We start from the raw sequence: 13146 nt of genomic DNA, 5'->3' as shown, positions 1-13146 counted from the left end.
ACGTCTCATCAAAAAATTAGAGTGTTTCAACCTCAAGTGCCAAAGCGTGAACACAAGTAGCAAGCTCTTCTTTTAAAACTTGATAAATCGCTCGATGTATTTCTACACGCGTCATATTGGAAAAAGAAGAAGATAAAATTTTCACCCGAAAATGTGTTTCTCCTTTACCATCAAAAGCATGTTCATCATGAGGATGTCCCTCATGAAGATGACTTTCGTTAATCACTTCCAATTTCTGCGGATGAAAAGCATCCTGAAGCTTTCTGTTGATGATTGTTTCTATAGACATTTTTCATTCCTCAAACAAAATGAACGTGCAAAAATACACCTTTTTCATAATAGAATAAGTGTGAAAACAAATTTTTCAAAAGTCAATTCTTGTAAAATTAATCAATTTTGCATAAACCAATAATATGACAATAACATCTAAATTATTCGATTCAATTCGCATAAGCTCAAATAAAAAACAAAAAGCTGAGCCAGAAGCACAACAGTGTCAGTGGGAAGGTTGTGAAAAAACAGGATCCCATAAAGCACCAGCAGGTCGAAATCACGAAGGACAATATTTATATTTTTGTATTGAACACGTACGCGCCTATAATAAAAATTTTAATTACTTCTCTGGTCTTAGCAATAAAGATATCGCAAAATTTCAAAAGGATGCTCTCACAGGACATCGTCCGACATGGCCTACAGATCTGAGCAATGGTACATCGAAAAAAACAGCCGCGAATTATGCAAAGATTCGCTCTGGAACAGCGGCCTATCAAAATCGCATGCGCGATCCCTTCACGCTTTTTACTGGGCAGCATTCAAGCAATAAGTTTTCACGAAAATTAAAGCCCTTAGAAGCAAAAGCTTTTGATACACTGGGACTACAGGCAAACGCTTCAGCAGAAGACATCAAAATGAAATATAAAGAGTTGGTAAAAAAGCACCATCCTGATTCCAATGGTGGTAATCGTGCTTCAGAAGAGCGCTTTCGTGATGTTTTACATGCTTACAATTTGCTAAAAAAGTCTGGTTTGTGCTGAAAATATGCGCTTATATGAGTCTATTTTCATTTAGACCATCATTATTTGCGCAAAATGTTACTTTTTTTTGCAAAACATTATAGAATACGTAAAAAAATCTTTCTTTAATATCTAAGGCTCTCATTATAGAGCATTGCATAAATACTTTAACTCTTGTATCGTTTCTAATGAATAAATAGCGTCTTTTCCCTTCCAGAAACATAATGACAAATCTTACCGTTGAAAATTTGCCCGATATTACACTTTGTGCTCGCGATCTATTTCATATTGAAACAGATCTGAAAGTCCCTGCTTTTAGCACAAAAAGTCCCCATGTTCCTGATATCGATCCTGATTATCTTTTTGATCAGCAAACAACTTTAGCGATTCTCGCAGGTTTTACCTTTAACCGCCGTGTAATGGTTTCTGGCTATCACGGTACAGGGAAATCAACGCATATTGAACAAGTTGCTGCACGTCTTAACTGGCCTTGTCTTCGCATTAATCTTGATAGTCATGTAAGTCGTATCGATCTTGTAGGAAAAGATGCTATCGTTTTAAAAGATGGCTTACAAATCACTGAATTTAAAGAGGGCATTTTGCCATGGGCTTATCAAAATAATATTGCTCTTGTTTTCGACGAATATGATGCGGGGCGTCCCGATGTTATGTTTGTCATTCAACGCGTTCTTGAAACTTCTGGAAAACTAAGCTTACTTGATCAAAGCCGTGTCATCTCTCCACATCCAGCGTTTCGTCTTTTTGCAACAGCAAATACCATTGGTCTTGGCGATACAACCGGTCTTTATCATGGTACCCAACAAATTAATCAAGCTCAAATGGACCGCTGGTCTATTGTTACGATACTCAATTATTTACCCCATGATAAAGAGGTTAATATCATTTGTTCAAAGGTCAAATCCTTTCAAACGACTGAAGGAAAAAAGATAATTTCACAAATGGTTCATGTTGCTGATATGGTACGCCAATCTTTTATCAATGGAGATCTTTCAACTGTCATGAGTCCACGTACCGTCATTACTTGGGCAGAAAATACAACAATTTTTCAAGATGTCGGCTTTGCCTTCCGATTAACCTTTCTCAATAAATGTGATGAACTCGAACGTGCCACTGTTGCAGAATTTTATCAACGCGCCTTTGGACAAGAGCTTCCCGAATCACTCATTCATGGTGTTTCGCCTTAAGGAATCTGTCACTCATGGCTACCGATATTGGTGACAACAAAAATCCAGCAAAAGATTCTTCCAACAACACTCTTAATACTGAAGCTTTTAAAAAAGCACTTTCCACCTGTATGCGTGCGATTGCAGGCACAAACAACCTTGAAGTTTCCTTTAGTCATAACCGACCATCTTTGAGCGAAAGTTGTGCACGTTTACCAGAATTACCTCAATACGCAACGAATAAAGACATCACCATTACCCGCGGATTAGGTGATTCCATGGCTCTTCGCAAAGCATGGCATGACAACCGCATTCACATGCAATTTGCTCCACTAGAATCAGAAGCACGTGCTGTCTTTGATGCTCTCGAACAAACACGTGTGGAAGCAATTGGCACGTTAACCATGGAGGGGCTTGCAAAAAATCTTGATGTCATGCTCGCCGATAAATACAAAAGAGCCCATTATCATAAAATTAGCAACCAAAGTGAGGCTCCCATCCAAGAAGCGATTGCACTTTTATTGCGTGAAAAAGTAACAAAGCGCCCTGCCCCAAAAGAAGCGGGCCCTGTTTTAGAATTGTGGCGTCAAGAACTCGAACAAAAAGCCGCAGCAGAGCTTAATGAACTTACACATCATATTTACAACCAACAGGCTTTTGCACAAATCGTTCGCCAAATGCTTGTTACACTCAAAATGACCGTACAACAAGCTGAAGCTTCTAACAGTGAAAACAATAAAAAATTAAAAAACGAATATGAACCTCAAGACCAAGCAGAAGAAGAGAGTAAAAACAAAAAACACGCTCAAAGTGAAGAACAAACCAGCACTGAACAAGAAAGTGATGTGCAAGACGACGGAAAAACACAAGCGACACAATCAAACAACAATGATCAAGCTGACGGCGAGCAAAAAAATGGACCTTGGCAAGAAAAGCCGCACAAACCCAAACACCTTTTTTCCGATTCGGAACAAATGCAAAAACTTGGCAATTATAAAATCTTCACCCGTCAATTTGATGAAATTTTGGAAGCAACAGATTTTTGTTCTGAAAACGAGTTAGATAACTTACGCCGTTATCTTGATAAGCAAATCAATCATCTCCAAAACATCGTTGGACGTTTAGCAAACCGTCTCCAGCGCCGCTTGATGGCGCAACAAAATCGCAATTGGAAATTTGACCTTGAAGAAGGATATCTTGATACAGCACGACTTCCACGCCTTATTATCGACCCAACACAACCCCTTTCTTTTAAAATAGAAAGTAATACCCAATTTCGAGACACGGTTGTTTCACTCCTCATTGATAATTCTGGTTCAATGCGCGGACGCCCCATTAGCGTTGCTGCAAGTTGTGCCGATATTTTGGCACAAACTCTTGAACGTTGTGGTGTCAAAGTTGAAATTTTAGGTTTTACCACTAAAACTTGGAAAGGAGGAAAATCACGCGAACAATGGCTTGCCCAAAACAACCCCCATAATCCTGGACGTCTTAATGATTTATGCCATATCATCTATAAAAGTGCTGATACCCCATGGCGTCGCGCACGACGCAATTTAGGTTTGATGATGCAAGAAGGATTATTAAAAGAAAATATTGATGGAGAAGCTTTGATTTGGGCACATCAACGCCTTTTATTACGGCGTGAACAACGTCGCATTCTTATGGTCATTTCTGATGGTGCTCCTGTTGACGATTCGACACTATCGGTCAACTCCAGCAATTATCTAGAAAAACATTTACGTGCAGTGATTCAAGAAATCCAAACCCATTCCCCCATCGAACTCATTGCCATTGGAATTGGTCATGACGTAACACGTTATTATCAACGTGCTGTAACAATTATGAATGCTGAAGAACTTGCCGACGCTATAACAAAACAATTAGAAGTACTTTTTAGTGATAAAAGTCCTCATAGTTATAAGAAATAAGCCTTCCTTGAATCAACAACGATTACATTTTAAAAAATTATTTCTATCATTAAACCATCGGAATTTGATGGCTAAAAACCTGAGAAGATAATCCCACAAATTGAATATCGAACTTTAAGGAAGGCTTCTACTTTACTGGATGCATTATGAATTCTAAAAGAAATGCTCCAACCATCTTCAAAAATTATAATGAGTTTGTTTTTACTTTCCGGTTTTATTGCAACGGATAAGTTTTACTTGGAATTCTCCATTTACGACCATATCCCAAAGTGTCATTCAAATTAAAAGACTGAATAATCACCCGTTTTTGTCTCGATCTTGTGTTATTTCGTTATATTTAAATATTGAAATACACGTATATAGAAAAATATCTCCACTAGACATAGCTTTAAAATGTTGCTCTCATAGAAAATATAATACTTAACCTTTCATCTTCAGTAACACAAAATGATAAAATTCGTATTTATGATACAGACAAGAAGAATAATCCAAAGAGGCTGTTTTAAACACTAAGAGTTATTTTATAAAAGAATCAGCATAAATGGATTCATAGCGATTTTTCGGCAAAATTGCTAAAAGCAAACGACAAGCAAAACTGACACTTCATAACCATTCCAAAACAGTACTCTCCACGAGTGAATGATCAACATAAGCTCCCATCTCATTAATAAAAGCAAAAACCTTTACTCACATAAAATATAAGAAAAAACACGAAAAAAAGAATATTGCTTCATTCACGAAAAAAGCACACACCATTATATATCTTATCCGCACTCTTACATTCTTCCTTGCTTCCAAGCCGATTTCACGACAGTACCCATATATAGCATAATGTAGAATCCGCAATCATCCTTTACGCTTTACAAGCGAAAAGCCAACAGCAGAAACCTATTTTCAAGCTTCCAATATTTTAAGGTCAATCAGTATACTTCCAGCGTCTAATATTGCACTTTTATTGCATTAAAGCTCTTCATAAGAAGTATTTCCTTTTCAAATGGCGTTGTCTCCACGCCAATTTCTCTTGTAACATAGACAAATAAATAATTTTTATTCACTCAATAATAAGAGTATTTAAAACGCGTAAAAGTTTATGATATTGGACTTTTTCACTCAAATGAAAAACATAATTATCATTTTAATCTATTAATGAAAATAAGTTATAATTTTTTTCACCTTAAACCGCTCGTAAAAAGTATATTTAGCCCCTTCTCAAACAATTTTATTCACATTGCCTTCTTGTGAGATACAAACAAATGACTCTATTTCTTCCTCACAAGAGAGTTTTGAAAGAAGAAAAGTATTTTGTGTTAGAGTTCTTACTTAAGTTGGTAAATGATAAAGTATCATTATAAATAACTTGCCATACTAAATATAGCGTACAATTTTCTTGGCTTCAGGAAAACAAAAAGACTATTATTTGTTACAAACAAAAGAGGAAGCATCCTTTGAATGCCCTCGATAAAGAGGAAGCTTTATAATGTTAAGAATTGTCCCATAAGGAATCAACATCAACAGACTCATAACAATTTTTACCGAAAAATCACCAAAAGCAAGTGAGAGCCAAACTGGCATGCCTATCCCTCCCAAAACAGTACTCTCCACTAGAGAACTATCAGCATAGCCTGTTATCCTATCAAGAACGGCAAAAAAGCTAGAAAAAGCAAGAGAAAAAAACAGCACTGTATCCAAAGCCGAACCAACCAATGCTGCTGCTAAAGGAGCTTTCCACCATGTTTTACGTCGCAACGGAGTAAAAACAATAATATCAAGGAGTTGCCCAAATAAAAATGCCAGACTAGAGGCAATTGCAAGCCGTGGGGTCGCCAATACCCAAGAAACAAAGACACCCGCAAAAAAACCAGCATAAACCACACGCCGCGCAGCAGATGGACCATAAAAACGATTGGTCAAATCATTAATCAGAAAAGCAAATGGATAGGTAAAAGCCCCATAAGTCAACAGCTCATTCAAATCAAACCAATAGACAGGATATTGAACTAAAATATTAGAAGCAGTGACAGCAAGGCACATTGCAAAAATAGAAAAAACAACATACCTTTTTCTTTGCTGTTCTAATAAAAGACCGCTTGAAGACATTTTTTTTAACCTGGGGTATGGAACCAATAAAACAGAGCGATCAAAAAGAAAAAAGCCGGAAACAATGACGTTAAAAATTACGCTGCTTGCCCAGCTTTTTTCTCACCTTCTTGCTCAGATTTCTTCTTAATGATTTGGCGCTTTAATAAACGCGCACGTTGCGATAACTCTTTATCGTCTGCTTTCATTAAAAAAACATCAAGACCACCACGGTGCTCAACAGAACGCAACGCACTTGCAGAAATGCGCAAACGATAACTTTGCTGTAACACTTCTGAAATCAATGTCACATTGCAAAGATTTGGTAAAAAACGACGCCGAGTCTTATTATTTGCATGGCTAACATTATTACCATACAGAACCGTCTTCCCTGTCAATTCACATGCACGAGACATAAACTTCACCCTTAAAACTCTAAGAAACTTTCAAATCCCTATACCCAAAGGATAGAATGAACGTAAAGCACGCACAACACTACCTCGAACGGGCATCATTGGGAAGTTTCTTTCTAATAGGGGGTCGACAACAAAAGGTCAAGTCTTTTATAAAACCTTTTTCATCTCTTATGGGAGCATTTTTCATCTTTTTCTGCAATAAGGCGTACAAAATGTTTTTTTAAAGTCACACCATGTTAGAATGAAAGCTTATTGTCCTGAAAGGAAATATAAATCATGAGTAAACAAGAGTCCCCCATGACAAAGCTTCAAGAAAATCCTAACCGTTTTTCTTCTTTTTTGTTTGGAACTTTATGTGTTTGTTTTTTTCTTCTCTTCAGCGCATTAGGTATATGGCAAGTACAACGGTTAAACTGGAAAACAAATCTTATCACCAGTACCAATCAGCGCATTCATTTGCCCCCCATAAAAGCCCCCCCCAAAAATCAATGGGCAGATGTTACTTTTGAAAAATATGAATATCAACCTGTTGTTATCACGGGAAAATTTTTAACAGATAAAAATATTTTGGTCACGGCTACCGCTCAAAATACTACGGGATATTGGGTTTTGACTCCTTTACAAACCACTGATGACAATACATTGACCTTTATCAACCGTGGTTTTATCCCCATGGATGAACGTAACAATTTTCAAAACTCAGAGCAATTGGATACAAATACTCCATCTCAGCAACATTCTACCACGGACACAGAACAAACAACGATCATAGGTTTATTACGCATGAGTGAAAAAAATGGATTTTTTCCACGCAAAAATAATCCTGACAAAAATTTATGGTATACGCGCGATCTCCCCGCTATGGCACAAAAACTTGGTTTATCCACTGTTGCCCCTTATTTCATTGATGCCGGAAAAAAAACAACCCCACAAGCAAACCTTCCCATTGCTGGTCTTACGATTATCCATTTTCGAAATAATCATCTCGTTTATGCAATCACGTGGTTTATTTTAGCTGCTGGTGTGTTAGGAGGTTTTCTTTTTCTGCTACGGCAAAAAAACTAAAAAAATACCTCTTCCATCTCAAGTAACAAAAATTTTTAGAATCTTGAAAACTGATAAAGAGAATAAAAGCTACCAACTTGCGCCTTTGTTAAATTAAAGATCATAGGCATACAATGAACTTTATACCATCCACAAAAGATTTACGCCACACTCTTAAAAAGAATTGTCATAACGCTTTTGAAAAACATAAAGTCAAATTTAAAAATAATAGGAAAGATAGTCACCCATTTTTGCCTTTATAATTTTATATTCTTGCTTCATTAGATTATTTCCCATTTCAGAGATTACTCCAATTGATATATGCAATACTTTCGCCTTCATCTAGTATAAAGGCTAATATAGCAGAGAACATACGGATGCATTTTTGTTTCAAAACTGCTATGAAGGTGAGATGTTGAGTTATAAGCAACAAAAAAACATTTAATGTCTCAATGAGACTTTTATACCTATCATCACACCTCAAATGAGAGGTTTTTACAGAATAATAGAAAAAGGTGAGTCTTCCTATATTCTAAAAAGACAGTTTATCCTTTCAATGTATTTTGCTAAAGGCTTATGCTATAAACGTATAAGCTTGTTTTACTAGAATTTTAACTCTTTCATTTTTAAGGCTGCTGTTATGGGTGTTGTTGCCAAAAATTTTCCCATACCTGATCTTCATCAGGTTCGTCGTGTTCTCTTTTCTGTGTCTGATAAAACGGGTGTGGTTGCTTTTGCACAAGCTCTTAACGCTACTTACAATGTTGAATTGATTTCAACAGGAGGAACAGCCAAAACCCTCATAGCGGCTGGTTTACCCGTAAAAGATGTTGCTGAAGTTACCGGATTTCCTGAAATAATGGATGGGCGTGTTAAAACACTCCACCCTTTGATTCATGGTGCTTTGTTAGGGGTAAGAGAAGACCCTAGCCATAAAGATGCTATGGAAAAGAACAACATTCATGGAATTGATCTTTTAGTTGTGAATCTTTATCCTTTTGAAGAGACAGCCCAATCCGGCGCCGACAATCAAACAATTCTTGAAAATATTGATATCGGCGGACCGGCAATGATTCGCGCAGCGGCAAAAAATTATGCTTATACCGGTGTTGTAACAGCGATAAACGACTATGATTCGATTCTAGCTGAATTAAAGCAGCATAATGGATGTTTAAGCTTATCTATGCGTCATCAGCTAGCAATGCGCGCTTATGCACACACCGCTGCTTATGATACGGCAATAGCATCGTGGTTTGCACGGGATTTAGAAATTGAAACTCCATCGTGGCAGAGTTTTTCTGGTCATCTTGAAAGTGTTATGCGCTATGGAGAAAATCCACATCAACAGGCAGCATTTTATCGCAATAATGAAAAACGTTTTGGTATTGCAACAGCAAAACTTTTACAAGGCAAAGCGCTCTCTTATAACAACCTGAATGATACAGATGCAGCCTTTGAACTTGTGGCAGAATTTGATCCGCAAAAAACCGCTGCTGTCGCTCTTATTAAACATGCCAATCCTTGTGGTGTTGCGGAAGGAGAAAATTTGAAAGAAGCTTATTTGAAAGCTCTTATGTGTGATAATGTATCGGCATTTGGTGGAATTGTTGCTTTAAATCAGCCCCTTGATGAAGAATGTGCTGAAGAGATTGTTAAAATTTTTACAGAAGTGATTATTGCTCCTGATGCCACAATGGCGGCACGTGAAATTATTGCCAAGAAAAAAAATCTTCGTTTGCTTATTACAGGTGGAGTTCCTGATCCACGTTGTGGAGGACTTCTTGCTAAAACATTAGCGGGAGGCATTTTAGTGCAATCACGTGATAACGTGGTAGTCGATGATCTTAAATTGCAAGTAGTGACAAAGCGGACCCCAACTCAAGATGAAATGCGTGATCTTCAATTTGCTTTTCGTGTAGCAAAGCACGTTAAATCGAATGCTATTGTGTACGCGAAAAATAGTGCAACAGTTGGAATTGGAGCTGGACAAATGAGCCGCATCGATTCAGCCAAAATTGCTGCAAGTAAAGCAGCAGAAAGTGCGCAAAGAGCAGGCTTAACAGAAACTCTCACAAAAGGATCTGTTGTTGCATCAGATGCATTTTTTCCTTTTGCAGATGGTTTATTAGCAGCAGCTGAAGCAGGGGCAACAGCAGTTATTCAACCAGGAGGCTCCATGCGTGATGAAGAAGTTATCGCCGCTGCTAATGCACAGGGGTTAGCGATGGTTTTTACAGGAACACGTCACTTCCGCCATTAATAATTTTGCTGCTTTTCTTTTCGTATGAAACAAAGGTTTCAAGGACTTTTTCATAATTATCGTATGACTATTGATAACTGTTGAAATGGAAGCAGTTATTCAATCCAAAGAATCTACACGTGAAGAAGTTTATCACCGCAGAAAATGCACATAATTTAGCCATTGGTTAGGGATAAGATGTTCTTGTTGATATTTTTAATGGTTACCCTTTCGCATGAGGAAAATGTTAAAGGGGTATTATCTTGTATGTAGATGCATACCTGCTATGATATTATAACACAACTCTTTTTAGTAATATACTCTATTCTTAAACTAAAGAGTGTAATGAAAAGTTTGAGTAGAGGATATGAATATTCTACGTTTTTATAGTAATTGGCGCCGTTATCGTCGAACCGTTAATGCGTTAAGTCGTCTTTCAACATATGAACTCAGCGATCTTGGAATTTGTCGAGGTGATATTGATTCAATTGCACGACGTTATTCGCGTAAATCTTTATGAAAGTTGTTTGAGATATTTGAGAGAATGCTTTGCTATGAAAAAGCATGCATTTTGTGGTTTGTTATTATGACTTCATTTTTAGTATAGTAACAAAGAGCAGAAGAGTTGTTTTTCTTGGCCATTGCTGTGTATCATTTCTCGAATTTTCGGTGCTTCTGTGATATATAACTTTTGATTTATAATAATAATTTAGCGTTATTTATATTAAATGAGAACCCCGAACACCGTAAGATTCTTCCATTTCAAATTTATGTATGTTGAATCAACCAAAACCATTCGCCTGCACGTTACAAGCGGGGGGAGCTGTATGGATAAAAGCTATTAAGAGAAGGCTAAAAATGCCTCTTATGAACCATCTCTAGTGCCAAGAGCTTGTTACAAACATTGGACACTGATCAATAGTGTGATAGTGCTGAGCTGCTCCTTCATAAGCGTAAAGATGGGGGTGCTTAATGGATTTACCGTTATACCTATCACGGGCATCGTCGCAAAATAGGCTTGGAAGCGTTAAGGGATTTTTCTTTAAAATAAGTCCGTGAATATACAATAGCGCTCTGTTTTTCGTGAAGAGCGTAATCCTATTAATGCAACTCTCTCAGAGAGAAATATTGATCCCAACAGCACACTTAAGAACTTATTGAAGATAAGCAACGGCTTAATTTTCTCTCCATATCTTTAAAGGATCAAAATCCTTAACTAGTACTCATCTGTCAACAATGGTCTTTCAAAAATCTTTTTTTCTGAAGCCAATCCCTTTTAGCATCACCTCATGAAACTCTATGAGCAAACCTTGCCTAAAAACATCCAACCCATACTCCAAAAAAATGCTTCGTGTATAAAATTGATATGATCTTCAAATTTTGAGAATATTACTACAATAAACAATAATGTTTTGCGACACACAAGATAAAACGCAATATACTATGGGTTGGAACAATGTTCTAATTTTTTATCAAACGCTTTACGGATAAAACGCCAACGAACTTTTTCCTGAAATGCAGGACGAAAATATAAAACAATCTGTTGTGTCCGTTGTGGACCTGTTAATTCTGCAAAATCAATCGAATCTTCAAGACAAATATCTGCGTCAGGCGATATAAAATACCATACTTGTTCGCTCTTCACGTTCTCGTTCTTTACGGCTAAACACACACGTTTGCCATCGTAGTTAACTTCAACTTGTGGATGAAGATGAAACCGAACAGCAACATGATTTTGTTCATTTTGCACACTCTTGTGTCTCTTTCCCCCTTTATTTGGCATAAAAAAGCGATCAAAACCTTCGATCGTATCTCCATTTGTCGCCAAAATAAGACCACGCTCATGAATAAGATTAAAGGGTCTCACATAACCATTATGACTCGCAATAAAACCCGTCTTCTCTGAATCCTCTATACGGCACACTTGAACATCTGTTGGTCCATCAAACAAAAATGGCGCGCCATTTTTATTTTTATAATAAAAAGCACCCACTGAACAATCATTAAGCGTAGCTGTTGAATGTGCTGCAGTAACACGCCCTAAATGTCGATAATCTTCCCTCCCATCAGGATTAATACCGGTATTGATAATAAAACGGTGCCCTTGTGAAGACATTTCAAAAGACAAACATCCCGAACAAGCCTGCTGTGCTACAGAGCGGGGTGGAAACTTTCCTGTATCTGCAAGCACTGTTGTTTGATTGGCTTTTAAGCGCTGAAATCCTGAATAACGGGCATAACTAAAAGGATTCCCTCCTGTTTCATCAAGCTCCAAAAGTGATGATAAACGTTCCGACACAAGGGGACCAACCCCATTAAAATGGGCCAACGTTTGATCCTCATGGATAAAGAATCGTAAAGCTGGCAACATACGCTCAACAGAATCAATCAAAATACGAGGTGCCGTTTCATTGCTACGCATAAAAAGATGCCGTAACGACAATAAATCCGATAACAAATTCAGCAAAATAACAGGACTACGGGAAATATGCCCACCATCAACTAGGATTTGACGGGAAAGCTCCTCTATAAGCGTCGTTTGTACCTTTTTTTTCACTGCCACAGAAACAGGCAAAGCAAGAGAGGCGAATGTCAAAGCCACTGCTGCTTGTAAACGTTGATCATTGTGCTCCATACTACAAATTGTCACGCGCAAATAACGAAATTGCAAACCAAGTGCACGTAAAAAGCGTTTTTCAAACCGCTCACTTGCGCCTTCTAACAACATTTTCGAATGACAAATCCATGAAATCAAGCGCCGCGCCACAACAGGACCACTCCAAGCAAGCCCTTTTACCTTCTTGCCAGTATGATCAAACCAATCTTCTAAAAGAGAGCGTGCATGTGCAGAAGCTAAATTACTTTCTGCTACCTCCATATGGCGCAACCAATGAAAATCATGTAGAGCCGCTTCCCATTCTAGCGTTGGTGGAACCAATGAAAACGGCGAAACAGCACCAGAATGAACAATGTGACCAGCAAAAGCAAAACGACCATGATAAAATTCATGCGCCATCATTGGATCAGCTACATGCAAATCCATGGGATGCGCTAAAATTTTATGAGGACGAAACCCTGAAAACCGCCAACGAAACAATGGTCCAACCCATAAACGCCGCATAACATTCTGTATCGTATCGATACAGTCTGCCACTTTTACCTGAGTAGCTTTTACCGCAACCGCCAAAATTTCATCTCCATTTATGCTGAATCAAATACAATTTCGACCATTTTTGTAAATGA

The 13146-nt window shown here is 37.7% G+C and carries 11 protein-coding genes; 6 read left to right on the top strand and 5 right to left on the bottom strand.

What is annotated here, in order from left to right; translation table 11 throughout:
• Positions 1–16 precede the first annotated feature (16 nt).
• On the bottom strand, positions 17–289 hold the full coding sequence (locus ACFIN0_RS06340; RefSeq protein ID WP_375606020.1) for a BolA family protein: 273 nt from the start codon (positions 287–289) through the stop codon (positions 17–19).
• Between the two features lie 124 nt (positions 290–413).
• On the opposite strand from ACFIN0_RS06340, the gene ACFIN0_RS06335 reads away from it, so the two are divergent.
• The 3 genes from ACFIN0_RS06335 (at position 414) to cobT (ending at position 4128) form a co-directional block, all read left to right on the top strand.
• A complete protein-coding gene (locus ACFIN0_RS06335) occupies positions 414–1034 on the top strand; it encodes a J domain-containing protein (protein ID WP_375606021.1) in 621 nt (206 codons plus the stop codon).
• A gap of 203 nt (positions 1035–1237) precedes the next feature.
• On the top strand, positions 1238–2218 hold the full coding sequence (gene cobS / locus ACFIN0_RS06330) for a cobaltochelatase subunit CobS (RefSeq protein WP_375608469.1): 981 nt from the start codon (positions 1238–1240) through the stop codon (positions 2216–2218).
• A 14-nt stretch (positions 2219–2232) separates the two neighbouring features.
• Positions 2233–4128, top strand: a complete 1896-nt coding sequence (gene cobT, locus ACFIN0_RS06325) for a cobaltochelatase subunit CobT (protein WP_375702146.1) — start codon at positions 2233–2235, stop codon at positions 4126–4128.
• Positions 4129–4199: 71 nt separating this feature from the next.
• Here the strand turns inward: cobT and ACFIN0_RS06320 are convergent, their stop codons facing one another.
• The 3 genes from ACFIN0_RS06320 to rpmB all read right to left on the bottom strand — a co-directional run bounded on the left by ACFIN0_RS06320 (position 4200) and on the right by rpmB (position 6620).
• Positions 4200–4346, bottom strand: coding sequence for a HaeIII family restriction endonuclease (locus ACFIN0_RS06320; RefSeq protein ID WP_375610051.1), 147 nt, complete (start codon positions 4344–4346; stop codon positions 4200–4202).
• A 1195-nt stretch (positions 4347–5541) separates the two neighbouring features.
• A complete protein-coding gene (locus ACFIN0_RS06315) occupies positions 5542–6225 on the bottom strand; it encodes a VUT family protein (RefSeq protein WP_375609943.1) in 684 nt (227 codons plus the stop codon).
• Between the two features lie 77 nt (positions 6226–6302).
• The gene (rpmB, locus tag ACFIN0_RS06310) at positions 6303–6620 is read right to left on the bottom strand and encodes a 50S ribosomal protein L28 (RefSeq protein ID WP_375702145.1); all 318 of its coding nucleotides are present in this window, start codon (positions 6618–6620) and stop codon (positions 6303–6305) included.
• A 276-nt stretch (positions 6621–6896) separates the two neighbouring features.
• Here rpmB and ACFIN0_RS06305 point away from each other — a divergent pair, with 276 nt between their 5' ends.
• From ACFIN0_RS06305 to ACFIN0_RS06295, 3 genes are all read left to right on the top strand, one after another.
• Complete coding sequence (locus ACFIN0_RS06305; RefSeq protein ID WP_375702144.1) at positions 6897–7685, top strand: SURF1 family protein; 789 nt, start codon at positions 6897–6899, stop codon at positions 7683–7685.
• A gap of 619 nt (positions 7686–8304) precedes the next feature.
• Positions 8305–9924: a bifunctional phosphoribosylaminoimidazolecarboxamide formyltransferase/IMP cyclohydrolase gene (purH, locus tag ACFIN0_RS06300; RefSeq protein ID WP_375702143.1), complete on the top strand. Its 1620-nt coding sequence runs from the start codon at positions 8305–8307 to the stop codon at positions 9922–9924.
• Between the two features lie 346 nt (positions 9925–10270).
• Positions 10271–10423 carry a DUF1127 domain-containing protein gene (locus ACFIN0_RS06295; RefSeq protein WP_273790070.1) on the top strand — a complete coding sequence of 51 codons (153 nt, stop codon included), beginning with the start codon at positions 10271–10273 and terminating at the stop codon, positions 10421–10423.
• A 921-nt stretch (positions 10424–11344) separates the two neighbouring features.
• Here ACFIN0_RS06295 and ACFIN0_RS06290 read toward each other — a convergent pair.
• Positions 11345–13090 carry a heparinase II/III family protein gene (locus ACFIN0_RS06290; protein WP_375606029.1) on the bottom strand — a complete coding sequence of 582 codons (1746 nt, stop codon included), beginning with the start codon at positions 13088–13090 and terminating at the stop codon, positions 11345–11347.
• Between the last annotated feature and the right edge of the window lie 56 nt (positions 13091–13146).

This window comes from Bartonella sp. AA89HNZF (assembly GCF_042196905.1).
GTDB lineage: Bacteria > Pseudomonadota > Alphaproteobacteria > Rhizobiales > Rhizobiaceae > Bartonella.
The sequence above is the reverse complement of the archived record's forward strand: the minus strand, read 5'-3'. Positions and strand labels throughout refer to the sequence as shown.

Bases quoted from the DNA above. Each gene is read 5' to 3' on its own strand.
- ACFIN0_RS06340 (WP_375606020.1), bottom strand. From the start codon at position 289: ATGTCTATAGAAACAATCATCAACAGAAAGCTTCAGGATGCTTTTCAT.
- ACFIN0_RS06335 (WP_375606021.1), top strand. From the start codon at position 414: ATGACAATAACATCTAAATTATTCGATTCAATTCGCATAAGCTCAAAT.
- cobS (WP_375608469.1), top strand. From the start codon at position 1,238: ATGACAAATCTTACCGTTGAAAATTTGCCCGATATTACACTTTGTGCT.
- cobT (WP_375702146.1), top strand. From the start codon at position 2,233: ATGGCTACCGATATTGGTGACAACAAAAATCCAGCAAAAGATTCTTCC.
- ACFIN0_RS06315 (WP_375609943.1), bottom strand. From the start codon at position 6,225: ATGTCTTCAAGCGGTCTTTTATTAGAACAGCAAAGAAAAAGGTATGTT.
- rpmB (WP_375702145.1), bottom strand. From the start codon at position 6,620: ATGTCTCGTGCATGTGAATTGACAGGGAAGACGGTTCTGTATGGTAAT.
- ACFIN0_RS06305 (WP_375702144.1), top strand. From the start codon at position 6,897: ATGAGTAAACAAGAGTCCCCCATGACAAAGCTTCAAGAAAATCCTAAC.
- purH (WP_375702143.1), top strand. From the start codon at position 8,305: ATGGGTGTTGTTGCCAAAAATTTTCCCATACCTGATCTTCATCAGGTT.
- ACFIN0_RS06295 (WP_273790070.1), top strand. From the start codon at position 10,271: ATGAATATTCTACGTTTTTATAGTAATTGGCGCCGTTATCGTCGAACC.